This window comes from Kaistia adipata DSM 17808 (genome assembly GCF_000423225.1).
GTDB classification, from domain to species: domain Bacteria; phylum Pseudomonadota; class Alphaproteobacteria; order Rhizobiales; family Kaistiaceae; genus Kaistia; species Kaistia adipata.
On the sequence record NZ_AUHO01000006.1, the window covers coordinates 342,536 to 366,159 of the forward strand.

General features: G+C 67.8%; 20 protein-coding genes. 9 read left to right on the top strand and 11 right to left on the bottom strand.

From position 1 onward, the window contains the following. Positions 1-9 precede the first annotated feature (9 nt). Complete coding sequence (locus G539_RS0101910) at positions 10-1,467, bottom strand: lipopolysaccharide biosynthesis protein (RefSeq protein WP_029073698.1); 1,458 nt, start codon at positions 1,465-1,467, stop codon at positions 10-12. A gap of 300 nt (positions 1,468-1,767) precedes the next feature. Between G539_RS0101910 and G539_RS0101915 the strand changes: the two genes are divergently transcribed. Both G539_RS0101915 and G539_RS23385 read left to right on the top strand, forming a co-directional pair. Then, positions 1,768-2,832, top strand: coding sequence for an NAD-dependent epimerase/dehydratase family protein (locus G539_RS0101915; RefSeq protein ID WP_029073699.1), 1,065 nt, complete (start codon positions 1,768-1,770; stop codon positions 2,830-2,832). After that, positions 2,832-4,211, top strand: a complete 1,380-nt coding sequence (locus tag G539_RS23385; protein WP_035829839.1) for a DUF4910 domain-containing protein — start codon at positions 2,832-2,834, stop codon at positions 4,209-4,211. The genes G539_RS0101915 and G539_RS23385 overlap by 1 nt, the downstream gene beginning before the upstream one ends. Here G539_RS23385 and G539_RS23390 read toward each other — a convergent pair. Further along, a complete protein-coding gene (locus G539_RS23390) occupies positions 4,208-5,200 on the bottom strand; it encodes a glycosyltransferase family 2 protein (protein WP_051231016.1) in 993 nt (330 codons plus the stop codon). The two genes, G539_RS23385 and G539_RS23390, sit on opposite strands and share 4 nt — an antisense overlap. Before the next feature lie 236 nt (positions 5,201-5,436). Here G539_RS23390 and G539_RS0101930 point away from each other — a divergent pair, with 236 nt between their 5' ends. The 6 genes from G539_RS0101930 to G539_RS23400 all read left to right on the top strand — a co-directional run bounded on the left by G539_RS0101930 (position 5,437) and on the right by G539_RS23400 (position 12,087). Further along, positions 5,437-6,744 carry a class I SAM-dependent methyltransferase gene (locus tag G539_RS0101930; protein WP_035829840.1) on the top strand — a complete coding sequence of 436 codons (1,308 nt, stop codon included), beginning with the start codon at positions 5,437-5,439 and terminating at the stop codon, positions 6,742-6,744. After that, complete coding sequence (locus G539_RS0101935; RefSeq protein WP_029073701.1) at positions 6,741-7,550, top strand: glucose-1-phosphate cytidylyltransferase; 810 nt, start codon at positions 6,741-6,743, stop codon at positions 7,548-7,550. Before G539_RS0101930 ends, G539_RS0101935 begins: the two co-directional genes overlap by 4 nt. Further along, entirely contained in the window at positions 7,547-8,200 is a 654-nt protein-coding gene (locus G539_RS0101940; protein ID WP_029073702.1) for a PIG-L deacetylase family protein, read from the top strand. The genes G539_RS0101935 and G539_RS0101940 overlap by 4 nt, the downstream gene beginning before the upstream one ends. 140 nt (positions 8,201-8,340) lie before the next feature. Next, positions 8,341-9,540, top strand: a complete 1,200-nt coding sequence (locus G539_RS0101945; RefSeq protein ID WP_029073703.1) for a glycosyltransferase family 4 protein — start codon at positions 8,341-8,343, stop codon at positions 9,538-9,540. 31 nt (positions 9,541-9,571) lie between these two features. Then, positions 9,572-10,843, top strand: a complete 1,272-nt coding sequence (locus G539_RS23395; RefSeq protein ID WP_051231017.1) for a hypothetical protein — start codon at positions 9,572-9,574, stop codon at positions 10,841-10,843. Continuing rightward, positions 10,840-12,087: a glycosyltransferase family 4 protein gene (locus G539_RS23400; protein ID WP_051231018.1), complete on the top strand. Its 1,248-nt coding sequence runs from the start codon at positions 10,840-10,842 to the stop codon at positions 12,085-12,087. The genes G539_RS23395 and G539_RS23400 overlap by 4 nt, the downstream gene beginning before the upstream one ends. A gap of 18 nt (positions 12,088-12,105) precedes the next feature. On the opposite strand, the gene G539_RS0101960 is transcribed toward G539_RS23400, so the two are convergent. From G539_RS0101960 to G539_RS0101985, 6 genes are all read right to left on the bottom strand, one after another. Further along, a complete protein-coding gene (locus G539_RS0101960) occupies positions 12,106-13,308 on the bottom strand; it encodes a glycosyltransferase family 4 protein (protein ID WP_029073704.1) in 1,203 nt (400 codons plus the stop codon). Positions 13,309-13,379: 71 nt separating this feature from the next. Then, positions 13,380-14,618, bottom strand: a complete 1,239-nt coding sequence (locus tag G539_RS0101965) for a glycosyltransferase (protein WP_051231019.1) — start codon at positions 14,616-14,618, stop codon at positions 13,380-13,382. Between the two features lie 28 nt (positions 14,619-14,646). Continuing rightward, entirely contained in the window at positions 14,647-15,876 is a 1,230-nt protein-coding gene (locus tag G539_RS0101970; RefSeq protein WP_029073706.1) for a polysaccharide biosynthesis/export family protein, read from the bottom strand. Continuing rightward, complete coding sequence (locus G539_RS0101975) at positions 15,873-18,131, bottom strand: GumC family protein (RefSeq protein ID WP_029073707.1); 2,259 nt, start codon at positions 18,129-18,131, stop codon at positions 15,873-15,875. The genes G539_RS0101970 and G539_RS0101975 overlap by 4 nt, the downstream gene beginning before the upstream one ends. A gap of 24 nt (positions 18,132-18,155) precedes the next feature. After that, positions 18,156-19,016 (bottom strand): response regulator transcription factor, encoded by an 861-nt coding sequence (locus tag G539_RS23405; RefSeq protein WP_051231020.1) that lies wholly within the window; start codon positions 19,014-19,016, stop codon positions 18,156-18,158. Positions 19,017-19,228: 212 nt separating this feature from the next. Next, the gene (locus tag G539_RS0101985) at positions 19,229-19,852 is read right to left on the bottom strand and encodes a thermonuclease family protein (RefSeq protein WP_169516603.1); all 624 of its coding nucleotides are present in this window, start codon (positions 19,850-19,852) and stop codon (positions 19,229-19,231) included. Positions 19,853-19,947: 95 nt separating this feature from the next. On the opposite strand from G539_RS0101985, the gene mazG reads away from it, so the two are divergent. Then, on the top strand, positions 19,948-20,787 hold the full coding sequence (gene mazG / locus G539_RS0101990) for a nucleoside triphosphate pyrophosphohydrolase (protein WP_029073709.1): 840 nt from the start codon (positions 19,948-19,950) through the stop codon (positions 20,785-20,787). A 41-nt stretch (positions 20,788-20,828) separates the two neighbouring features. Here mazG and hflX read toward each other — a convergent pair whose 3' ends face one another. The 3 genes from hflX to G539_RS0102005 all read right to left on the bottom strand — a co-directional run bounded on the left by hflX (position 20,829) and on the right by G539_RS0102005 (position 23,556). After that, positions 20,829-22,220 (bottom strand): GTPase HflX, encoded by a 1,392-nt coding sequence (hflX, locus tag G539_RS0101995; RefSeq protein ID WP_035830179.1) that lies wholly within the window; start codon positions 22,218-22,220, stop codon positions 20,829-20,831. A gap of 60 nt (positions 22,221-22,280) precedes the next feature. Next, a complete protein-coding gene (hfq, locus tag G539_RS0102000; protein WP_029073711.1) occupies positions 22,281-22,535 on the bottom strand; it encodes an RNA chaperone Hfq in 255 nt (84 codons plus the stop codon). A 145-nt stretch (positions 22,536-22,680) separates the two neighbouring features. Further along, a complete protein-coding gene (locus G539_RS0102005) occupies positions 22,681-23,556 on the bottom strand; it encodes a D-amino-acid transaminase (RefSeq protein ID WP_029073712.1) in 876 nt (291 codons plus the stop codon). Positions 23,557-23,624 lie beyond the last annotated feature (68 nt).

A 23,624-nucleotide genomic window follows, 5' to 3' on the forward strand; every position in this document is an offset into this window, starting at 1 on the left:
GCGAGGCGGTCAGGTCATCGGCGTGGCCTGCCGCAGTCCCCGGATCAGCCCAAGATAGAAACGCCCCTGCCCCAGCACCAGGAACATCATCCCCCCATAGACCAGAAGCATGACGCCGCCGCCTTGGACCAGCTCCCCGATGGGGCCCGGACGGGCGCCCGCCAGGCGCTCCACCAGCAGCGTTGCGGCAAGCGCGGCGCCGGACGCGGCGAGCGGCCGGAGGATGGCCGGCACGATGTCGCGCGGCGTGACGGGACCGCCATGGGCGCTCCAGACGATATGGGGCAGGAACCACAGCATCATGGCGGCCGAATAGGCGGCGGCGACGCCACGCGGACCATGGGGCAGACCGGCGATGCAGGCGCCGACGACCAGACCGGCCATGACGAGCGCGATCCTGAAGGATCGGTTCTGACGTCCGGTCGCGAGCAACAGCCAGCCGAACGGATTGGTCAGGCTGAAGACGAGCAAGGTGGGCGTCAGGATTTGGAAGATGACCGCTGCCTCCCGCCATTTCGGTCCGAACAGGACGAGGAAGATCGGCTCGGCGAAGAGGCCGAGAAACAGCGTCAATGGCAGCGACAGGGAGACCAGAAGCGCATAGCCCTTGAGGAAATAGGCGCGCAGTCGCTCGGGGTCATCCTGTAACCGCGAAAGGGCAGAGAACGCCACGCTGCCGACGGCGTTGCTGAGATTGTCGATCGGCACCGAGATCAGCTGATAGGCGCGGCCATAGTGGCCGAGCGCCTCGGCGCCCCAGACGCGGCCGATCAGGATCTTCTCGAGGTTGAATCCGAGATAGGTGACGATGGTGTTGAGCGTGTTGGTGCCACCGACGCGCAGGAACGGGATCACCTCGCGCCAGGCGAAGCGCCATCGGGGCAGCCAGCCGGTTGCCATCCAGAGGCCGATGGCGGTCCCGAGCTGGAGGAAGAGGTTTGCCCCCACCAGGGCCCAGTAGCGATAGCCGGCCAGGGCCAGGACCACGCCGGCGAGAAGGCCGAGCAGCTGCCCGACGAACTCGATGATCGTCAACGCGCCATAGCGCATGGAGCGTTGCAGGATGGCCAGCTGCTGCACGCTCGCGGCACTCAGCAGGAAGCCGGGCGCGAGCAGGATGGTCAGCCAGAACAGGCGCGGCTCGCCGTAGAAGGAAACGAGGATGGGAGCCAGGACGCCGCAGGCTGCCGCGAGCCATGCGCCGATCAGAATGTTGATCCAGAACAACGTCGACAATTGCGTGTCGGAGATGCTCCGCGCCTGGACCACCGCGGTCGACAGCCCCGCGGACGCGAGCATCGCCATCATGCCCGTGACGGCCGTGGCCATGGCGACGAGGCCGAACTCGCTCGGATCGAGCAGTCGTGCGAGGACCGCCATGAAGGCGAGCCGAGCGATGACGCTCAGCCCCTGGCCGAGGAGCTTGGCAAGGCCGCCGCGGAGTGTCCTCCGCCGCAGGTCGTCCATGGTGACTTTCTCCGTTGGGCTGACAAATGAGTTTACGCAACCTGGGAGTGTATCCTCGGTGTGGTTCCTGGTTGGTTCCGTCATGCGGCTGAGTGACTACGCCTAATGGATCGCGGTCCGCCGAGATCGAGCTGGTTCGCTTCGCGTCTGCGCAATAAGCATGAGCCGATTCGCCAAATAGTCAGGCTGCCTTGGCAAGGCGACGATCCTAGCCTCAGTCGCACTCGCCCTGCCCTCGTGAAGTCCGCCGCGCCTCTGGGTCGGCGCCGGACGCGCGGGTCGGGCGCGACGAGGATCGCCATGAAGGTGCTTGTTACGGGGCATCGCGGCTATATCGGCACGGTGATGGTGCCGATGCTGCTGGCGGCGGGTCATGCTGTGACCGGCTGCGACACCGATTTCTACAGCGACTGCTCCTTCGCGCCCGGCGGGACGATCGCCCCGGTTCCGGAAATCCGGAGGGACGTCCGGGACCTTGGCGTGGACGATCTGCGCGGCTTCGACGCGGTGATCCATCTCGCGGCCCTTTCGAATGATCCGCTGGGCGATCTGAGCGAGGACTTGACCTACGAGATCAACCATCTCGCCAGCGTCCGTCTCGCGACGCTGGCCAAGATGGCGGGCGTGCGTCGCTTTCTGTTCGCCTCCTCTTGCAGCAATTATGGTCGTTCCGGCGACGACCTTGTCTCCGAGGCGGAGGTGCTCAACCCCTTGACCGCCTATGGCCGCTCCAAGGCGAGGGCGGAGCGCGACATCGGCCGGCTCGCGGACCTCCGCTTCTGTCCGGTCTTCTTTCGGCCGGCGACGGCCTATGGCGTCTCCCCTCGCCTGCGTACCGATGTCGTGCTCAACAACCTCGTCGCCGGCGCGGTCACTCGCGGGGTGTGCCGGCTTCAGTCCGACGGATCGCCCTGGCGGCCGCTGGTGCATGTGCAGGATATTGCCCGAGCGTTCCTGGCCGGGCTCGTTGCCGACGAGGCGCGACTTCGCGGCCAGGCCTTCAATGTCGGTCAAACCATGGAGAACTACCGCGTCCGGGACCTGGCGGAGATCGTGACCGCGGTCGTGCCCGGATGCCGCCTCGAGCTCGTGGACGGCGCGGGGCCCGACAAGCGGTCCTACCGCGTCTCGTTCGAGAAGATCCGGCAGATTCTGCCCGAATTCGTGCCGCAATGGGACGCGCGGCGCGGCGCGGCGGAGCTCCAGGCAGCCTATCGTTCGTCCGGACACGATCCGATGGCGGTGGACGGCCCGCGCTACCAGCGCATCGCCCAGATCCGCCTGCTGCTGGCGGCGGGCGTCGTGGGCGGGGACCTGCGCCGCCGGGCGCCGGTCTCGCCGGCCTCGGTCGTGGCGGCATCCTGATGGATACGGTTGTCGCCAGCTTCGGGTCGACCGAGTCGACGGCTTTGGTCGAGGCGGTGCCGGCGGCGATCGGCGATGACATCCACGCGCTGGTGCGCGACCTGTTTCCGATCTGCCGTAGCCTCGCCGGCGACGGGCTGAGGGAAAGCTTGCAGGTGCTGCGCCGAAGGATCGATCTGACGGTGCACGAGGTGCCGACAGGCACGCAGGTGTTCGACTGGGTGATCCCGAAAGAATGGAAGATCCGCGACGCCTATATCCGCAACGCGGCCGGCGAGCGGGTGGTCGACTTTCGGGTGAACAATCTGCATGTGATGAACTACAGCGTGCCGGTCCGCGCCAACATGGATCTGGCGGCGCTTCGTGGGCACATCTTCACCCTGCCCGACCAGCCGGACGTCATTCCCTACAGGAAGAGCTATTTCGAGGAAGGATGGGGCTTCTGCATGGCGCATCGCGCGCTGATGGCACTGCCCGACGGGCGCTACGACGTGGTGATCGATTCAAGCCACGACGATGGTAGCCTGAGCTATGGCGAATATCTGCATCGCGGCGACTCCGAGTCCGAGGTGCTCCTCTCCAGCCATATCTGCCACCCCTCCCTCGCCAACGACAATTGCTCGGGACCGGCGCTGCTGGCGATTCTGGCCGCCCAGCTGGCGCAGCGGCGCACGCGGTACAGCTACCGCTTCCTGTGGGCGCCGGGGACGCTCGGCGCGATCGCCTGGCTGGCGCGCAACCAGGCGCGGGTTGACCGCATCCGGCACGGTCTCGTGGTCGCCTGCGTCGGCGACGGCGGCGGGCCGACCTACAAACGAAGCCGGAGGGGCGATGCGTTGGTCGATCGGGCTGCGGCGCATGTGCTGCGCCATGCGGCGGCCACGTCATCCGTGCTTCCGTTCTCGCCGGTCGGTTATGACGAGCGGCAATATGGCTCGCCCGGCTTCAATCTGCCGGTCGGGCTCTTCCAGCGCAGCCTGTTCGGAACGTTTCCCGAATACCACACCTCGGCCGACGACCTCGATTTCGTAAGGCCGGAGCATCTCGCCAGCTCCTACCGGATGATCTGCGGCATCCTCGACGTGCTCGAGCAGGACCATCGTCCCGTCAGTCTCGTCCGGCATGGCGAGCCGATGCTTTCCCGGCACGGATTGTTTGCGCGCGCCACGCAGGGAGGCGCCGGCGCGCCCAGCAATCTGACCCTGCTCTGGACACTCAACCTGGCCGATGGCACCCACTCGCTGCTCGATATCGCGGAGCGGGCCGATCTTTCGTTTGCGGCCATTGCCTCGGCGGCGCGCAGCCTGCGGGATCATGGGCTGCTGGCTCCTGTCGCCACGGAGCGCGACTTGCCCGATGCCGAGGCCTCCCGATCCTAGACCCAACGCGCCGGAAGGAGCCGCCGTATCGCGCCGCTGACAATGTCGTCCTGTCCGGTCGCGATCCGCCTGTTCGGGAGATAGTCGAAGGGCGGCAGCATGGTCGCCGACCAGGAGCGCGCGGCGACATAGCCGAACAGGCCGGCGGCGTTGCGGAGGTCGCCGCGACAGAGGTGGCTCAGGCCGGACCAGTAGGCTCGCCCGAGCAGGCCGCGAGCGGCCAGGCTGGCAAGTCGCTGGGCTTGAGGGTGAGCTGCGCCCTCATGGCTGAAGAACCACTCGAAGGCGGCCTCGTAGGCGAGGATCTGTAGTCGCCGCTCGCGGCGCACCACGGCCGAACGCTCCCCCTCGTGGTCGCGCATGAACAGTTGCGGCAGACGGGTTCGGGCAACGAGGCCGCCCTGCAGCGTTAGCCGCATGATCAGCTCGAAATCGTCCGACTGATCGAGGGCCGTGCAGTAGTGGCCGGCGCGCTTTTGGGCTTCGGTACGCACGACCGCGGAACAGCTGCGGACGAGAAACAACCCGCTGCGGCAGCAATGCTCCAGAAGTTCAGTCGCCGGCATGAACTGCCAGTTCGCTTCGGCGGTACCGGATCTGCCCGTTCCTGGCGCGGGCTGGCCCGGCGCCAGTTCGCCGAAGGCGAATGTGACGGCGGGCTCGTGCTGCAGCACGGACAGGGCCCGCGCCAACGAACCTTCCGTCAGCAGATCATCGGCGCACAGGATCATGAACGCGTCGGAAGCGGCCCAATCGATCGCCTCGTTGAACGAGGCGTGGTGCCCCAGGTTGCTGGGATGGCGGATCAGGGCGACGCGAGAGTCTTCCGCCACTAGCTGCTGGGCAACCTCGCAGCTGTCGTCGGTGGACGCGTTGTCGATGATGAGGACCCGCAACGCCCGGACGTCCTGGCGCAGCACGCTCTCGATGCATGCCCGCAGGTATCGACCATAATTGTAGTTCGGAATGGCGACGTCGATGCTGGTCATTTCGGGCTCGCGCCGTGTTTCTGCCGATGGTCGGAAAAGTCAGCGCCACCCTGCGGCGATCCGCAACTAGCCCGATCGCTCCCGGAAAGCCGAGTTCGGGTCGGCAACTCCTTCGAAAGAGGGAGGCTGGGTTGGAGGCCCAGTCCAAAGTATGGCGGGGTACAACCTTGTTCTCTCTATGTTCCGAGTGCGGGTTGCATAGGATCGCCCTTGGCAAACGGACGGGAGCCTCGGGGATGACCTATCATGGCGGAACAGGTAGTCGCGGCAAGCTAGCCTCGATCGATCGATGCCGGCTGTGCGGGGCGGCGCTCGACCACGTCTTCGTCGATCTCGGCATGTCGCCCCTGTGCGAAAGCTTCGTGGAGCCGGAGGGCCTCGATCAGGGTGAGGTTCACTATCCCCTGCGCGTCATGGCCTGCGAGTTTTGCTTCCTGGTCCAGCTCAAGGCCTATGTCGCCCCGGACGAGATCTTCCGCGAATACGCCTATTTCTCCTCCTATTCGTCGAGCTGGGTTGCCCATGCGCAGCGCTATTGCGAGGCGACCGTGGCGCGTCTCGAACTCGGACCCGAGAGCCAGGTCGTCGAGATTGCCAGCAACGACGGATATCTGCTGCAGCATTTCCTGCCGTTCGGCGTGCCGGTGCTCGGGGTCGAGCCCGCGGCGAATGTGGCTGAGGTGGCGATCGACAGGGGCATCGAGACCCGCGTCGAGTTCTTCGGCGTCGGCCTGGCGCGACGACTGGTGGCGGAAGGCAGGCGAGCCGACCTGATCATCGGCAACAACGTCCTGGCGCAGGTCCCCGATCTCAACGATTTCGTCGCCGGCCTGGTCATCCTGCTCAAGCCGAATGGCGAGATCACGCTCGAGTTTCCCCATCTCGCGCGGCTGATCGGCGAAGGTCAGTTCGACACGATCTATCACGAGCACTTCTCCTATTTCTCGCTGCTCGCGATCGAGCAGATCGCGGCGCGGCATTGTCTGCGTCTCGTCGACGTTGAAGAGCTTGCGACCCATGGCGGATCCCTCCGGGTGCATCTGGTGCATGCGGCGTCGCCACGGTCGCGGCAACCGGCGGTTGCGGCTCTTCTGGCGGCCGAGCGCTCGATCGGGCTGGATCGGGTCGAGACCTTCGCCAGCTTCGGTGAACAGGTCCGGGCGACGAAGCGGGCGCTGTTGTCGCTGCTGATCGCGCTCAAGGACCAGCGAAGCAGCCTCTGCGGCTACGGGGCCCCGGGCAAGGGCAACACGCTGCTCAACTATTGCGGTATCGGCAGGGACTTCCTCGATTTCACGGTCGACCGTAACCCGCGCAAGCACGGCCGCTACACGCCGGGAATGCACATCCCGATCCTGCCGCCGGAGGCGCTCGATCAGGCGCGGCCGGACTATGTCCTGATCCTGCCGTGGAACCTCAAGGACGAAATCATGGAGCAAATGGGCCACATCGCGGACTGGGGGGGCCGCTTCATCGTCCCGATCCCCCGGCCGCAAATCGTGGATCCGAGCGACTTCGCGCGGCCGCGGGAGGTGGCGTCATGAAGGTGGTGTTGTTCTGCGGCGGGCTCGGAACCCGAATACGCGAATATCCGGAAAGCGTGCCCAAGCCGATGATCCCGATCGGGCACCAGCCGATCCTCTGGCACCTGATGAACTACTATAGCCAGTACGGGCACACGGACTTCGTGCTTTGCACGGGCTACAAGGCCAATGTGATCAAGGAGTTCTTCCTGAACTATCGGCCCCAGACCTATGCCGACTGCATCGTCTCCGACTTCGGGACGAAGGTCGAGATCCTCGGCGCGCCGGAGCAGGATTGGCGGGTCGCCCTGATCGACACGGGCATCTGGCGCAATATCGGCGAGCGTCTTCTGGCGGTCCGGGAGCATGTGCGCGACGAAGAGATGTTCCTTGCCAACTATAGCGATGGACTGAGCGACGTCGATCTCGGCGACATGATCGCGCGGTTCCGGGCCAGCGATCGGCTCGGCTGCTTCCTGGCGGTGCGGCCGCCCCTCAGTTTCCACTTCGCGGAGATCGCCGAGAACGGCGTGGTGCGGGGCATCCACACCTCCGACCGTCCCGATCTCTGGATCAATGGCGGCTTCTTTCTGTTCCGGCCGGAGATCTTCGATTTCATCCAGGCGGGCGAGGAGCTGGTCCTCCAGCCGTTCTCGCGCCTGATCGCCGCCGGCGCCCTGATGGCCTATCGGCACGAGGGGTTCTGGCGCGCCATGGACACGCTGAAGGATCGCCAGATGCTGGAGGACATGGTCGAGCAGGGGCGGATGCCCTGGCGCCTCGGCGATGCCAGGCCGGCCCCCTCGCTCTCGCTATCTGTCCCGTGAAGCCGTTCTCGCTCATTCGGCCCGGCGAACGGTTGTCGCTGCTGTGCCTTGGCGCCCATTCGGACGATATCGAGATCGGCGCCGGCGGGGCCCTGCTCAGCTGGCTGGCGAGCGGTGCCATCCTCGATATCTGCTGGCGGGTCCTGAGTGCGCCGGGGGAGCGCGCTCAGGAGGCGCGCCGATCCGCGGCCGGCTATCTCGCCGGCGCCGCCACGGCCGACATCGGCACCGCGGATTTCCAGGACGGCCTGTTTCCCGAGCAGGGCGCGGCGATCAAGGCTTGGATGGAGGCGTTGAAGCGTAGTCAATCGCCGGATCTCATCCTGACCCATCGCCGCGACGACGCGCACCAGGATCACCGCCTGGTTTCCCGCCTGACCTGGAACACTTTTCGCGATCCGTTGATCCTCGAATACGAGATCCCGAAATGGGACGGCGATCTCGGTCGGCCGAACCTCTATGTCCCCTATGGCGATGCGGCGATGGATCGGAAAATCGCGTTGCTGACCGAACATTTCGCTTCGCAGCGGTCGAAGGACTGGTTCGATGCCGAGACGTTTCGTGGCTTGGCGCGACTGCGCGGCATGGAGTGCAGGTCGCCCGGCCGCTACGCGGAGGCATTCGTCCTTCGCAAGGCGGTCCTTGCCTGACTGCCGAGACGGCGGGCGCGCCCAGGCGGGGCCGCCGGATGGCTGATGGAAAGCTCAGAATGGCTGGCTGTCGCCGCGGAGCCCTTCGCCATAGCCTAGCCCTGGATATGTCCCGCGGACGAAGAAGCGGAGGAGCCGTCGTGAGGTTCGCGTTCTTTGCCTATCCGCATCGCGGCGGCACCTACTCCGTCTTCCGGCATTTGCGCGCGGGCCTCGCGGCGCAAGGCATCGAGGTCCGCTGGCTCGGCATAGGTCCCCTGGCGCACGACGCCATCGCGGATCCGGACTGGCACGCCGAGCGCGCCAGCGGGGCCGCCTGCGGTTCGCGCGACGATGATGCGAGAGCCCAGGCGCGCTCCCTTCTGGAGGCTCTCGCGACCGGCGGTTTCGAGGGGGTCTTTCTCAACGCGCACGCCGATCCGGTGCAGACCAATCTGGCGCGCTACCTGCCCCGCTCGCTGTTGCGCATCCTGATCGTCCACAACATCACGCCCGGCACCTATGCCGCCGCCGTCGCGATACGCGACCATGTGCATGCCGTCGTCTGCGTGTCGCCGCGGATCGAGCAGGATCTGGTAGCCCGGCACGGATTTGCCCCCTCGCGGATCTACACGATTCCGAACGCGACGGACGTGCCCGTGGCGCCCGCGCGATGCCTGCCGGACCGGGAAGCGCCGCTGCGGATCGTGTCGCTCGGGCGGATCGAGGACCAGGCCAAGGGCGTGTTGTGGCTGCCCGAGATCCTGCGCCGCCTGCCGCGAAGCTTCACCCTGGCCATCGCCGGGGACGGGCCCGATCTCGCGCGGCTCCGGCAGCGGTCATCCGATCTCGGGGAGCGCATCCGTTTCCTTGGCGCCGTCTCGCCTGACCATGTGGCGGAGCGGCTGGCGGACCATGACGTGCTGCTTGCGCCCTCCCGCTTCGAAGGGTTCATGATCACGGCGGTCGAGGCCATGGCGGCCGGTTGCGTGCCGGTGGTCTCGCGCATCCGCGGGGTAACGGACACGGTGGTCGACGCGGGCGGCAGCGGCCTGCTCTTTCCAGTCGGCGATCTCGAATCCGCCGCCCGCGCCCTCCGCCAGCTCGACGCGGACAGGCGGCTGTGGCTGCGCCTGTCGCAGGGCGGGCAGGAGCAGGTGCGCAGGCGGTTCGGCGTCGATCGCCTCGGCAGGGATTATGGCAACCTGATCGCCCGTCTGCGTCGCGCTCCGCCCGAGGTCGCTCGGCCGCTTGATCTCGAGCACTGGCGTTTGCCGTCCGGCTTGCGGGCGGGGCTTCGCACCTATCTGCCGACCTCGGTGAAGAATTTTCTCCGGACCATCCGGGAGCGCGTCGCGTGAAACCACTGCCGCCCCGGGCGAGAACGACATCATGACGGCGGCGCTGATCTGGATCCTGGGCCTCGCCTCCGCCGGCGTCGTCCTCGTCGGCCTTCGCCGCCCGGAGGGGGCCTATCACTATCCGTTCCTGGCGGGAGCGACTTTCCTCGGCTTCATCGTCCCGCAGCTTCCGGCCTTCGCGGAGGACCCCTTTTTTCCCGCCGGCGCCGTCGCGCGAACGGCGGCATTCGCCAGTCTCTGCGTCGCCGCATGCGCGCTCGGATGGCACATGCCGCGCGGCAGCGTGCGGGAGAGGAAGCCCTGGCGCTTCGACGAGGGGAAGCTGCTCGCCGTGGCGGCCGGCCTCTCCCTGATCGGCGGCTTCTTCTGGATGAAGATCTCCGCCCTGCCCTACGAGATCAAGTACTCAGTCTATACGGGCCTTCCCGTGGTCTATGTCTTCTTCGCGCGCCTGGTGCCCTATGGTTTCGCCATTGCGCTGCTCTGCTGCGCGCGCCGGGTCAGTCTTCCGGCGATCGCCATCCTTGCCTTCGACCTCTTCTTCTACGCGGATCGGATCCTGGTGCATGGCCGGCGCGCGGAGGCGGCCGATTTCGTCCTCCTGATCGGGCTGGCGGTCTGGTTTCAGCGCCGCCGCGCCGCGCCTCGCCTGCTTTCCCTTGTCTTCATCCTCGGCGCGGCCTTCGCTCTGACCAGCATCGGCGACTACCGCTCCGTCACCACGGCGCGGGATCCATCGCCGTGGTCCGCCCTGCTCAAGATTGACGTCGCCGCCAATTTCGACGTTCTGATCGCGGAAGGCGGCAACGAGGTCCGCAATGCGGTTGTCCGCATGGAGGCGGTCCAGCGCTCGGAGGCCTTCGATTTCGGTCTCAGCCACTGGAACATGACGGTCTTCAACTATGTCCCAGCTCAGCTGCTTGGGGCCGCCTTCAAGGAGGGGCTGACCGTGCCGCTGGACGGACAGACCCCACGTGACTACGCCCCGCATCCCGGCACGACCGAGACCGGGCTCAGCGATGCCTTCGCTTCGTTCTCCTACCTCGGCGCGCTCAAATTCTTCCTGCTCGCCTATCTCATGCGGGGGCTCTATGACGCGGCCATGGCCGGTAGCACGCTCTGTCAGATCTTGTATGCACTGTCGCTCGCGCCAGCGATGCATGCCGTGACGCACCACACGCAATGGCCTGTCTCCGCGTGGATTCACATGGCGATGTTCCTGGTTCCGGCTTTGGCGCTGGCCCGGATTCGCGACCGGGGCGTTGACGGCGCGCTCGAAGCGGCTCGCGGGGCGCCGCCATGACGGAGACCCTGCCCCGCCAGGACGGCGTCGCGGCGGCGAGCCATCCGCGGGTTGCCATCCTCTTCCAGCGTTTCGGCCCCTATCATGTCGCGCGCTTGCGCGCGGCCGCGCAGAAGATGCCCGTCATCGGCATCGAAATGAGCGCGACCGATCGCACCTATGCCTGGGCGGCCGAGCCCTGCGAGGACCTTGCTCGGCTGGTCGTCTCCCCCGATATCGACGCCGAACCCATGCCGCGCCTGTTTTCCAAGGTCGCGCAGGCGCTGGACCGCGCCCATCCCGACGCCGTGGCCATCGCCGGCTGGTCGCATCCTGCGGCACTCGCGGCGCTGTTCTGGTGTGGCTTGCGCGGGATCCCGGCAATTCTGATGTGCGACAGCGCCGAGGCCGACGCGGTCCGGCGGGGGTGGCGCGAGCGCATTAAGCGCCGGGTCGTCTCGTTGTTCGCCTCCGCGCTGGTCGGGGGCAAGCCGCACCGCCGCTACCTCTCAAGACTGGGGATGTCGCAGGATGCGGTGTTCGACGGCTACGACGTTGTCGCCAACGATCACTTTGCCGCCGGTGCGGAACGGGCGCGCGCGGATGCCGGCGCCACGCGGGCGCGCCATGCCCTACCCCGCCGGCCCTTCTTCCTGATGTCGAGCCGGATGATCGCCAAGAAGAACCTGTTCGTGGTGCTCGACGCCTATCGGGTCTATCGGGCCAAGGCGGGACCGGAGGCCTGGGATCTGCTCATCTTGGGCGATGGTCGCCTGATGCCGGCGCTTCGGGAAGCGGTCTGTCGCGCCGGCTTGACTGGACAGGTTCACCTGCCAGGCTTTCGTCAATATGCGGAGCTGCCGGACTTCTACGGCCTTGCGGGAGCGTTCATTCTGGCGAGCGCCGTCGAGCAATGGGGGCTCGTCGTCAACGAGGCGATGGCCGCGGGCCTGCCGGTGATCGTGTCGAACCGGTGCGGATGCCGGGAGGATCTGGTTCAGTCGGGGGGGAATGGTTTTGCCTTCGAGCCGGGCGACCCGGCGCAGCTCGCCCGCTTCATGCAGATCGTCGCCGGGGATCCTGTCCTGGCCGGGGCGATGGCCTCTGCCGGACAACGCCTCATCGCGGAGTGGGGCCCCGGCCGTTTCGCGGCCAATCTCCATGCCGCGGTCGAGCATGCGATGGCGGCGCGGCGGCGTCCCGGACTGCTGGCGCTCGCGATGACGGGGCTCCTGATGTTACGGCGAGAGCCGCCGGACGACTGATCGATTATGCCCCGCCGGTCAGAGCTGGCGCTCAAGAAGGGCGCGCCAAGCGGCGCCATATTGCGAAATGGTCATGGTTTCGGCCCGCTGGCGCCCGGCCCATCCCATTCGGGCCCGGAGATCGCCATCGCCCACCAGGCGCGCGAGCGAGCGCGCCATACCGTCGAGATCCTCGCAACCATGCACGAAGCCTTCGATTCCATTGCGGGCGTGCGTTCCGCTCTCGGGCGTCGTGACGATCGGCAATCCCATTGCCATCGCTTCCAGGACGGCCCCTGCCGAGCCCTCGCAGGTCGAGGGAAAGAAGAACACGTCGAACCGTTCCAGCCAAGCGGGAATGGCCGCCGCCGGCACGGCGCCTGCGAGCCTGACGTCCCCCTTTTCACGCTCCAGGGTTCCTGGTTCGAGCAGGCTGGGACCGACCATGATGAACTCCGCGACCTTCGGGTCGAAGGCGTGGGCGATCTTCAGGAAGGCGGGCGCGCCCTTGCGCAGCGATACGGTGCCGACGAAACCGATACGAACGGGTCCGGCGCGGCGGCTGCGGTCACGATGTGTGAACAGGCGGGTGTCGATCGGATAAGGCAGGACCGAGACGCGCTCGGGATCCGATCCCTCCAGGATCAGGCCGTCGCGAACATAGTCGGATGCGCAGGTGATGTGATCGGCGGCGGCCCAGCTCCGCCGCTCGATTTCGCGCATCAGAAGTGGACCGACGGGATCGATCGCTTTCTCCCATCCCGGCCACAGCGCAGCCTGTCGATTGGAGGCGCGCGTCTCCACCTCGATCGGGGCGATCATCTGGTCGAGAATGACCGTGATCTTGCGCGAGCGGGCCCATTCGCACAGCAGCGGATCGATGTTGCGGACGAAGCCGGCGAGGCCGTCGACATTCTCCAGGCCATGCCGCAGCACGTGGCGCGCCAGGGATCGGGATCGTCCGACATATCGTTCCTCGCTGCGCGTGGCGCGGCTCTCGCAGAGCCGTTCCACCAGGGTGGTCCAGGAGGGAGCCGAAACCTTGTCGTCGTCGAGTTCCGGGCATCGACGCCCGGCCAGGCGCTGACCCGCCCCCCGCGGAAGGCTGGCCAGGATTGCGGCGAGCGCCGCCTGCGGAGAGCCGCGACGCACGTAGAAGTCGGTGTGCATCCTGGCCAGGATGCCGGCGGACTGCAGGGCCAGCGGCAGGGCATAGCGCAGGCGCGACCCGTCCTGAATCACGACGATCCGAGGTGGCGCCGGCTCCTTCCGCCGGCATGGGGCACTACCCCGCATCGTCGCGGCTTCCGTGCTCATGCGAGATGGACCGTGCGGGGGCGTTCCCCGACGCCGAGTACCCAGCGATAGACGGCCTCCATCTCGTCGGCCGCGCCGGCCCAGCTGTAGCGGTCCGCCACGAACCGGCGCGCGAGTTCGCCGACCTGGCGGCGGCCCTGCGGCGGCATGGCGAACAGGCGCCTCAGCCCCGCCTCGACGCCATCGGCGTCCGCCTCGATGCGGATCGCGCCCGCCTCGGCGAACCCCTCCTGCAGGTTGCATTGCGGCGTCATCAGCACGGGCAGGCCCGCAGCCCAGGCCTCGAGCACGGCGATCGGCAGTCCCTCGCTCAGGGACGGCAGGACGAACGCGTCGGCGGCGGCCAGGGTCCGCAGCTTCTGTTCTCCGAACTGCGGCCCGACGAAATGAACGATGTCGCCGAGCCCGAGCGATGCGCCGAGGCGCTCCAGCTGGGAGCGATAGGTGGCCTCGCCCCAGCCGGCGACGACCAGGTGCCAGGGGGCGAGCGAGATGGCCTGCCGCGCTCGCGCCAGACCGTGCAACAGGTTCGGGATGCCCTTTTGCGGGGCGAGGCGACCCAGAAACAGCAGGATCGTCGCCTCCGCCGCGACCTGCGGACGCCAGAGCGGCGGCTGGCCCCGGTCATGTTCCTGCAGATCCACTCCGTTCGGAACGACGCAGACCGGATTGGTGAGCCCGGCGGCGCGGATCGACGCAAGCTCCGCCGGGCAGAGCGCGTGCAGGCAGGCCGCATGCTGCAGGTGGCGACGCTCATAGGCGAGGCTGGCCAGGCGCTTCTTCCAGCCCCGATGGGCCAGCGCCCAGCGGTCGAGCTGGCCGTGCGGGCTCACGATGTAGGGGCGATGTCGGGCAACCGCCCAGCGCGGCGCGACGACCGATGGATACATCCAGAGCCCATGCACATGCAGAAGGTCGGCCGGGCTCGATCGGAGCGCGCGAGCCAGGGCTGGCGCATAGCCGAACGAACGCGGGCCGTGGCTTGGATAGGCGTGGACGGGGACACCGCGTGCCTGCAGGACGCCCGCCGAAGCGAGCGGATCGTCGAGGCCGTAGACGCCGACCCGCTGCCCCGGTCGGGCAGCCACGGCGGGGGCAAGCCCGGACACCGCCTCGAAGATGCCGCCGGAGGATCGCGAAATGCGGCCCATGACCATGGCGATGTCGAGGCCCCTGTCCGCGCCCGCCCGGATGGGCGGTTCGCGGATCTCGTCTTCGTTGGAAATCGGGTTCATCGGCGTGACCTCCCTCTGAGAGGGCCTTTCAGCGAGCTTGCGGCGGGGGAATGGCGTCGAGCTTGCGATCGACCTCGAGAATGTCGCCGGGCTGCAGTCGGGCATGTTCATGGACCGGGAATTGCTGCGTGCCCGAGGGCGTCCGGCGGACGATGGTGAAGCTCGTCGCGGGCAGCTGGCGTAGGTCGCTGGCCTCCAGTTCCTCGCTGGCGGCGCCGATGCTGGCCGCGAGCGAGGCCAGTTTCTGATCCGTCCGGACGATGGCGAGCTCGAGCGCCCGGAGGGCGAGCGCGTCCTCCGCCGCCCGGACGGCGCGCAGGGCCGACATCCGCTGGTCGATGTCGATGCGGTTGTGGCGCGCCCGCGCCAGAAAGCTCTGCACCTCGAGCTTGTCCCGCTTCAGTCCAGACTGCTGCCTCTGGCTTTCGCGCAGGCGGGATTGCGCCGTCAGCCCCTGGTCCGCGAGCTGTCGCGTCGCCGCCACGTCCTGTGCGATCAGCGCGAGTTCCTCGTCATGCAGGCGGAGGCTGGCCTCGAGGCTGGTTATCTCCTCGTCGAGCGCCTTCCCCTGCGCTACCAGCGCCGCGATCTGGCCGGCGAGACCTTCCCGGCGCCGTCCGAGGACAGCGCCCTCGGCGGCAACGAGGGAGACCGGCGCGCCGGACTGTATCAGGCCGTCGGCATCGAAGGCGCGATCCGCCATCTCGGCCTGAAGGCGCGCGAGCTCGACGCGTTGCGCCCAGCGGAACAGCTTCTGGTCGGCCAGTTCCTGTCGCAGCGTGAGAAGCTGAAGCGCCGCGTTGCTGTTGAGCGTTGGCGGCCGGCGGACGCCACCGCCCAGAGCGACCAGCTCGAGCACGATCATGTCCGGCCGGAACTCGTAGCGGCCGGGCGACTGGACGTCCCCGGTGACGAAGACCGGGGCGTGGCCGATGACATCGACGCTGACGGTGTGACCGGCCGGGATCCGGCCGGCGAGCCCGGCCATGAGCCGCCCCGCCGCCTCCTCGGCCGACATGCCCTGGAGCGTTACCCGGCCGAGGCGTGGATAGCCGATGGCCCCGTCAGCTCCGATCGTGAACTTGCCGCCGAGATCGGGTTCGCCGAAGACGGAGACCTGCAAGGTGTCGCCAGCGCCAAGCCGATAGGCCACGGGCGCGGCGGCGCCGGCCATCGGCAGGACGGCGATGAGGATGGCGGCGGTGCGGAGCCACAGGCCCGTCCGGACCAGGATGGCGACGGCGCGCGCCATCGTCATATCGCCGCCTCCCATCTTCGCGCTGGCGCGGCGTCTGTCCCTCCCCTCGGCCGGCCAGCGCCGAAGCCGCCGGACGCGGCAGGCGATGCCGATGGCGGCTCGAAGCGGCGATGCGCCTGCGGCGGGACCTGGTTGAGCAGGGCAGCCCCGACCGGCAGGCCACAGAAGGCGAGGCGCTGGACGGAAGCGGACGCGACATGGCGGGTGGTGTGGCCCCAGCGCGCGACGAAGAGGATGGCGTCGGCTTCTGTGGCGATCTGCAGGGTTCTCGACCCGGCGGCAAGCGTTGGCGCATCCAGGATCACGAAGCTGAAGCGCTCCCGAAGGGCGGCCACGAGCGCGCTGAACTGCAATGGGTCCGTCAGCGCGGCTGGGCACGGCCCGGCAAGCGGTGGCCCGATGATCCGGGCCGGCGAGAGGCTGTCGGCGACCGGACGGACGCCGGACGGCCACCGGCTCCGGCCATCCGCCGCGCCCCCGTCGTCGTCCTCGTCGGCCCGCGCCGCGCGGGCTCGTCGGGGGGCGACGTCTGGTCCCGCCTCGAATGTGACCAATACGACCGACCGGCCCGTTGTCGCGATGGATCGCGCCAGAGAGAGGGCCAGCGTCGTCTTGCCATCGCCCGATTCCGCCGATGTCAGCATCAGAACTGACGCGCGACGGAACGATGGCGACAGCTGCAGCATCCATTGCAGCGTCGAGATGGCCTCTCGGAAGGGGGAGTCGGGCGCTTGCACGATCGCGTCGGCCGGACGTCGCCGGTGCCTGCCGCGCTGGACCGGGATCGAGCCCAGGACGTGAAGGTTCGTCGCGATCTCCAGGTCCTGGCTCGAACGCACGCGCTGATCGAAGTGGCCCAGCATCAGGGCCAGGCCGACGCCGCCGGTCGCGCCGCCCATCAGACCCAGCAGCAGCGCCGGAAGCAGGCGCGGGCTGGCAGCGTGCAACGGCACCGCCGCCTTCGAGATCAGGCGTACTCCCGGATCGGTCAGCTCCTTGCGGTCGCCGATCTGCTTCGCGCGTCCAAGCAGGCTTTCGAAGACCGCGCGGTCGGCGTTGGCCTCGCGGACGAGCCCCTCCAGCTTCACCCGCGCGGTGTCGGATCCGCCATAGTCGGCTTCGGCGGCGGCCAGCTGGACCTCGAGCGTGGTCACGCGACGGTGCGCGGTATCGATCTCGTTGCGCAGGCTGACGAGAATCTTGTCGACCTCGCGAGCGATCTGCTGGCGAACCGTGTTGAGCTCGGAAGTGAGGACCGGGACCTCGGCGCTTCGCGACGCGCCGGTGTCGGTCAGGACCTGCAGCTTGCGCTCGAGCTCGGACTGGCTGACCAGAAGTTGCTGGACGATCGGCGACCCCAGCACGTCGCTGAAGCCGTCGAGGCCGTCCGGCTTCGATGCCAGCCGAGTCGCCGTCCGCTCCCGCGCCTCGGCGGTCGCATAGGCCGCCCGGGCCGCCATCAGCTCGGTGCTGAGCGCATTGACGCGTTGCGCGGCGATGGTGCCTCCCTCGATCTCGAACAGGCCGGACGCCGAGCGGAACTTCTCGACGCTCTGCTCCGCCTGCTGCAGCTTGGCTCCGAGGGTGGCCAGCCTTTCCTCCAGCCAATCGCTGACGCGGCGCGTCGCCTCGATCTGGAGATCGTCCTGATAGTCGAGATAGGCTAGCGCATAGGCATTGGCGACCCGCGCGGCGACCTCCGGATCCGAGGCGCCATAGGCGATGTAGATCGTGTAGGACCGACCGTCGTTGAGCACGGCCAGATTGTTGCGCAGCGCGCCCTCGATCAGGGAGTGGGGGTCGACAGGCGTTGCCGGCGGGCGGCCGAGCAGCCGGCCGATCTGGGCGCTGACGCCTCCCCGCAGCGTCTGGACAAGGGTTGCCCGCGGGATGAGACGCTGCAGGTCGAAGGGAGGCTCGCCAACGGCCGCGGCCGTCTTGTCGGAGAGCATGGCGATGACCCGCTGCGCCATGTCGCGCGACGTGATCATGTCGAGCTCCGTCCGCACCACCGGGTTCTCCTGCGGCAGCGGCGCAACGACCTGATCGATCGGCATGGCCTGGATGCGCCGCACGTCGAGCGCGACCACGGCCTCGGCGACGAAGCGCGGCGGCTGCGTGGCATAGGCGACGATGCCGATCGCAAGCCCGATGGCTGAAGCGAGGACGATCAGCCGGGCGCGCACCCGCAGGGCTGCGAGCCCGTGCAGGCCGGCGTCCTGCTGTCGCCCGGCAGGCGACGCAGATTGGATCACGGACAGGCTCCGAAACGCGACGGATCAGGTGCAGGCGATCAACGGCATCGTGGCGACGCGACCCTGCGCGGCGGGCTGCGGATGAGCCGTGGCAAGCGAAGCGTCGGCGTCCTCGGGCTCCAGCGGCATCGCCGGCTCGGGCGCGGCATCCCGCCATCGACCCGGCCTCGATGCGGCCTGGATCAACTGGTTGAGCTTGTAGGCGACCTCGGTGCGGTTGTGGGCGCCGAGCTTCTGCATGATGCAGCGGATATGCACCTTGATCGTGCTTTCGCGCAGGTCGAGCTCATAGGCGATGATCTTGTTGGCCTTGCCCCGGAGGATGGCCTCGGCGACGGCGGCCTGACGGGGCGACAGCAGTTCCGCCAGCGGGTCGGCCGGAGGCCCGGCGGCTTCGAGCGCCAGGATGTCCTCGCGCGAGGCCATCAGGCTGCTGGCCGGGATGAAGAGGCCGCCCGCCCGGGCCAGGTTGACGGCCTCTGCCGCGACCTGCAGCCCCACGCTCGTCGGGATATAGCCGCGCGCGCCACGATCGAGGGCCAGGACCACGTTCAGGGCTTGATCGCTGTCGGCGAGAATCACGGTCGGGATCGAGGGAAAGTCACGCGTCAGGACGTGCAGCGCCGCCTCGACGGAGGCCTCGTCCGGGCGCTGCCCGCCGATGCTGAGCAGGATGATCGACACGTCATCGTGAAACGCCTTGGCGGCGCGCCAGGCCTCGGCGCTGCTGAAGGGCAGGATGTCGAGATCGGCCCTGCAGGCCTGCAGGCCGCGCGCCAGGCACTCGCGATCCAGGACGCGGCGGTCGATCAGCGCGACCGACAGGCGCTCGGAGCGTCCGGAGACCGGTTGAGTTTCAAAGGTCTTTGCATCGGCATTCCACATGTCCGGCTCCCATCGGTGACCAGATGATCCTTGGATTGGCATGCTCATGCGTGTATAATATGGCTACACAACCGATGCGGTTATTGTCTACAACTGTAGGTTGTATTTTACACTTCTACTTCTTTTGTTGGATCTCTTCCGCCTTTCGAGCGGTTGTCGCGTCATTGGCGGACATGCCTTGTCGCCGCGACGAGCCCGCGGCCGCCGCTCGCCTATCGCGGATGGGCGGCGCGCCATTCGGAAGGCGGCGTGAAGCGGCCGCGCCATATCCCTTCCTTGTTGCGCCGCGCCGCGTCTTCCTCGGCTGCGTAGTCGCCTGGGCCACGTCCGCCATAGTTGACCGCGAGCCCGTCGCGGACCATGGCCGCCCCCAGATCGCCGACTCCGTCGATCCGGCAGGTGGCGACGACGCGGCCGAAACGATCGTTCGTATGGGGCGAGCAGCGCAGATCGCCCTGCGCCACGAGCGAGTGCAGCGCCCGCCGCGCCGCCTCGCCGCATGGCCATTTGGCACCGTCGGCTGCCTCGCAGTCCTGGCGCAGCTCCGGAGCGTCGATCCCCGCCAGACGGAAGTCGACGCCGTCGATGGCAAGCGAATCTCCATCGCGGACCACGATGCGGGACCCTTCCGAGGTCCGGATTTCACGAAGCTGCTGGTCCAGGTAGCCGATCAGCAACAGGCCCGCGACGAGCAGCAGCAGGAAGATCAGTGAGGACGGCTTGCGGCGCCGGGAGCGGGGTCGAATCATGCCAGCCAGTGTAGCGGCGATGCCGCGATTGGGCAGGCGGGCGGCCCGCGCGACGGATCCTCGCGCTCGAATGCCGCACGCCAGCATCGCTGGATGCCCTGCCCTTGCCCGGCGCGGCATCGCCTGCGATGAAGGGCCCGCGCCGCCGCATCGGTCGGCGGCAACGAGACGAGGACCGAGGCATGCAGCCGTCCCGAGACATTGAGCGCCTGATCGAGATCATGGCCGCGCTCCGCGATCCGGAGACCGGTTGCTCCTGGGACAAGGTCCAGGACTTCCAGTCCATCGCGCCCTACACGATCGAGGAAGCCTTCGAAGTCGCCGACGCCATCGAGCGCGGCGATCTGGTCGATCTCGAGGAGGAGCTGGGCGATCTGCTGCTGCAGGTCGTCTATCACGCCCGCATGGCGGAGGAGATCGGCGCCTTTGCGTTCGGCGACGTCGTCATGGCGATCACGGCAAAGATGATCCGCCGGCATCCGCATGTCTTCGGCAGCGAGGAGGCCCGCAGCGCCGGCGCCGCCAAGGGTTTTTGGGAAAAGATCAAGGCCGAGGAGAAGCGCATCCGCGCCGAGAAGCGCCGCGCCGCCGGTCAGGCGGGCGACCGCCCTGCCGGGCTGCTCGACGACGTGCCGGCCGGGATGACCGCGCTGGCGCGGGCCGTCAAGCTGCAGCAGAAGGCGAGCACGGTCGGATTCGACTGGAACGATCCGCGCGCCGTCCTCGCCAAGATCAAGGAAGAGATCGGCGAGATTGAGCAGGAACTCGACGCCGATGACGTCTCGCCGGCCCGGGTTCGCGACGAGATCGGTGATCTCCTTTTCGCGGTCGCCAATCTGGCGCGGCACGTCGACATCGATCCGGACGCCGCGCTGCGCGGGACGAACGAGAAGGTCATCCGGCGCTTCCGCCATATCGAGACGCGTCTCGCCGAGGCTGGCCGTTCGCCGGCTGATGCGAGCCTCGACGAGATGGAAGCACTCTGGGTTGAAGCCAAGACGGTGCCCGGCAAGTCGACGTAGGACGACGGATCCACCTCGGAGGAAGGACCGACGGCGCGCCGTCAGTCCTTGTCCATCGGATCCCAGGCCTTCTTGCTCTCCGTCGCCGCCGCCTTCTGGCCCGATGGCAACAGCTTCGCCCGCGGAAACTCGCGGTGGAAGGCGCTCTCGTGCTTGTCGGGCACGCGGATGTTGGCGATCGTCGTGCCGTCCTCCGCGTCGACGCGGGAGAGTACCTCGCCGAGCTCGTAGAGGCGGTGCAGCCGAGCCAGGGCATCGCCGGCGAGCGAGACGGTGTAGACCGGGCGCCCCTCGCTCAGCCGCTGCTCGACGAGGTCGAGCAGGGCCGGAATCCCCTCGCCCGTCAGCGCCGAAATCGGCACGATCGCCGGCTTGCCCTTGTCGGGGCTCGGCCGCATCGCGGGGCGGGCGTCTTCCGGCATCAGGTCGATCTTGTTCCAGACCTCGATCAGCCGGTCGGTCTTGGTCGTCTCGACGCCGAGCTGCTCGAGCACGTTCATGACGTCGCGGGCCTGCGCCTCGCTATCCTCATGCGCGATATCGCGGACATGCAGGATCAGCGTCGCCTCGATCACCTCTTCCAGCGTGGCGCGGAAGGCGGCGACGAGGTGGGTCGGCAGGTCGGAGATGAAGCCCACCGTATCCGACAGGATGACCTCGGTTCCATGCGGCAGCTTGAGCCGGCGCAGCGTCGGGTCGAGCGTCGCGAACAGGAGGTCCTTGGCGAAGATGTCCGAGCTGGTCAGCGTGTTGAACAGCGTCGACTTGCCGGCATTGGTGTAGCCGACAAGCGCCACGATTGGGTGCGGCACCTTGCGCCGGCTCTCGCGCTGCAGCCGGCGGGTTCGGACGACGGTCTCGAGCTCGTGCTCGATGCGGGTGATCCGCTCCTGCAGGGCGCGCCGGTCCGCCTCGATCTGCGTCTCGCCGGGGCCGCCGAGGAAGCCGAAGCCGCCGCGCTGACGCTCCAGATGGGTCCAGCTGCGCACCAGCCGGCTCTTCTGGTAGTTGAGATGCGCCAGCTCGACCTGCAGCGTGCCTTCGCGGGTCTGCGCCCGCTCGCCGAAGATCTCGAGGATCAGGCCCGTCCGGTCGATGACCTTGGTGCCCCATTCCTTCTCGAGGTTCTGCTGCTGGACCGGCGTTAGCGCGTGGTCGACGATGGCGAGCTCGATCTCGTCGGCCTTGATGCGCGCCGCCAGCTCCTGAACCTTGCCGCTGCCGAACAGGGTCGCCGGCTTGTACATCGGCAAGGGAACGGGAATGCCCTCGACGACGTCGAGTTCGATGGCGCGCGCCAGCCCGATCGCCTCCTCGACCCGCGCCGTCGAACTCCGGTCGGCGCCGCGCGGATCGCCTTCGGCGCGGCGGGTCCGCGCCGGGCGAATGGGAACGAGCACGAGCGCCCGAACGGGCGCACGCTTGGTTTCGATATAGCTATCGGATGCCTCGGACCCCTCGGGCCCTTCCGGCAGATCAGGAAACTCGGACAATCAGGCTCCTGGCCGATCGCCCTCTTCGCCCGGCTCGAAGAGCTGAACGGGAGCGCCCGGCATGATGGTGGAGATGGCGTGCTTGTAGACGAGCTGCGAATGGCCGTCCCGCCGCAACAACACGCAGAAATTGTCGAACCAGGTGACGATGCCCTGGAGCTTGACGCCGTTTACCAGGAAGATCGTCAGCGGGATCTTGCTCTTGCGAACGTGGTTGAGAAACGTGTCTTGGAGGTTTTGGGCGCGTTCTGCCATTCTTGTCTCTCACGCTTGACCTTGTTGGGGACGTGGGTCCCGAGGGCCGACTGACCTGCCGACCTCACCCCTACATTGCCCGCAGAATCGCCGCGCGTCATCAACAAATACGTCGCCATGCAACGACTTGATGATCGGCGGCCCATCATCCACGCACGCGGAGCGGCGCTTCCGACGCAAATTCGTGGAAGCGGCGCCGGAGTTCGGCGGCGATCGTTCCCGGCGCGCCATTGGCGATTGGCTTGCCGTCGATCTCTACGACCGGCATGACGACGGCCGTCGCGGCCGTGAAGAAGGCCTCGCGCGCAGCGTGTACCTCGTCGAGGCTGAAAGCGCGTTCCTCGATCCGGTATCCGGCGGCCTTGGCGACCTCGAAGAGGACGGTGCGCGTGATGCCACGCAGGATTCCGTGTTCCGCCGGCCGCGTGACGAGCACGCCGTCGGCGGTGACGATCCAGGCATTGGTCGACGAGCCCTCCGTCACCATGCCGTTGGCATCGACGAACCAGGCCTCGTAGGCGCCGGCATCCCGGGCCGCCTGCTTGGCGAGCACGTTCGGCAGCAGCGAGACGGTCTTGATGTCGACGCGCTCCCAGCGATTGTCGGGAACGCTGATCACCGAAACACCCTTCTCGGCCTTGCGGTCGCCGGCGCTGCTCGGCGCCGACTTGGCGGTGACGACGATCGAGGGCGGCGTGCCTTCGGCTGGGAACAGGTGGTTGCGCGGGGCGACGCCGCGCGTGATCTGGAGATAGACCAGCCCCTCGCGCACGCGGTTGCGACGGATGACTTCCCGCATGACGATGCCGAGGGCGGTGAGGCTCATCGGCTGCGCGATGCGCAATTCCTTCAGCGATCGCTCCAGCCGCGCCATGTGCAGCTTCTCGTCGATCATCCGGCCGTTGCGGATCTCGCAGACCTCGTAGACGCCGTCGGCGAACTGATAGCCGCGATCCTCGACATGGACGACCGCCTCGGCATGGCGAAGATAGAGGCCGTTCACATAGGCAAAGCGCGACATGGTGTTCCTGCGGGGCGATGGGAATCAGGCGGGCGCCGCGTATCGCGGCGTCCCGCATCGGACAATGC

What these genes read in the sequence shown, in the direction of transcription:
- G539_RS0101915 (WP_029073699.1), top strand. Translation starts at nt 1,768, where the DNA reads ATGAAGGTGCTTGTTACGGGGCATCGCGGCTATATCGGCACGGTGATG.
- mazG (WP_029073709.1), top strand. Translation starts at nt 19,948, where the DNA reads ATGCAGCCGTCCCGAGACATTGAGCGCCTGATCGAGATCATGGCCGCG.
- G539_RS23400 (WP_051231018.1), top strand. Translation starts at nt 10,840, where the DNA reads ATGACGGAGACCCTGCCCCGCCAGGACGGCGTCGCGGCGGCGAGCCAT.
- G539_RS0101965 (WP_051231019.1), bottom strand. Translation starts at nt 14,618, where the DNA reads ATGAACCCGATTTCCAACGAAGACGAGATCCGCGAACCGCCCATCCGG.
- G539_RS0102005 (WP_029073712.1), bottom strand. Translation starts at nt 23,556, where the DNA reads ATGTCGCGCTTTGCCTATGTGAACGGCCTCTATCTTCGCCATGCCGAG.
- G539_RS0101970 (WP_029073706.1), bottom strand. Translation starts at nt 15,876, where the DNA reads ATGACGATGGCGCGCGCCGTCGCCATCCTGGTCCGGACGGGCCTGTGG.
- G539_RS23395 (WP_051231017.1), top strand. Translation starts at nt 9,572, where the DNA reads ATGACGGCGGCGCTGATCTGGATCCTGGGCCTCGCCTCCGCCGGCGTC.
- hfq (WP_029073711.1), bottom strand. Translation starts at nt 22,535, where the DNA reads ATGGCAGAACGCGCCCAAAACCTCCAAGACACGTTTCTCAACCACGTT.
- G539_RS0101910 (WP_029073698.1), bottom strand. Translation starts at nt 1,467, where the DNA reads ATGGACGACCTGCGGCGGAGGACACTCCGCGGCGGCCTTGCCAAGCTC.
- G539_RS23385 (WP_035829839.1), top strand. Translation starts at nt 2,832, where the DNA reads ATGGATACGGTTGTCGCCAGCTTCGGGTCGACCGAGTCGACGGCTTTG.
- G539_RS23405 (WP_051231020.1), bottom strand. Translation starts at nt 19,016, where the DNA reads ATGTGGAATGCCGATGCAAAGACCTTTGAAACTCAACCGGTCTCCGGA.
- G539_RS0101935 (WP_029073701.1), top strand. Translation starts at nt 6,741, where the DNA reads ATGAAGGTGGTGTTGTTCTGCGGCGGGCTCGGAACCCGAATACGCGAA.
- G539_RS23390 (WP_051231016.1), bottom strand. Translation starts at nt 5,200, where the DNA reads ATGACCAGCATCGACGTCGCCATTCCGAACTACAATTATGGTCGATAC.
- G539_RS0101985 (WP_169516603.1), bottom strand. Translation starts at nt 19,852, where the DNA reads ATGCTGGCGTGCGGCATTCGAGCGCGAGGATCCGTCGCGCGGGCCGCC.
- G539_RS0101930 (WP_035829840.1), top strand. Translation starts at nt 5,437, where the DNA reads ATGACCTATCATGGCGGAACAGGTAGTCGCGGCAAGCTAGCCTCGATC.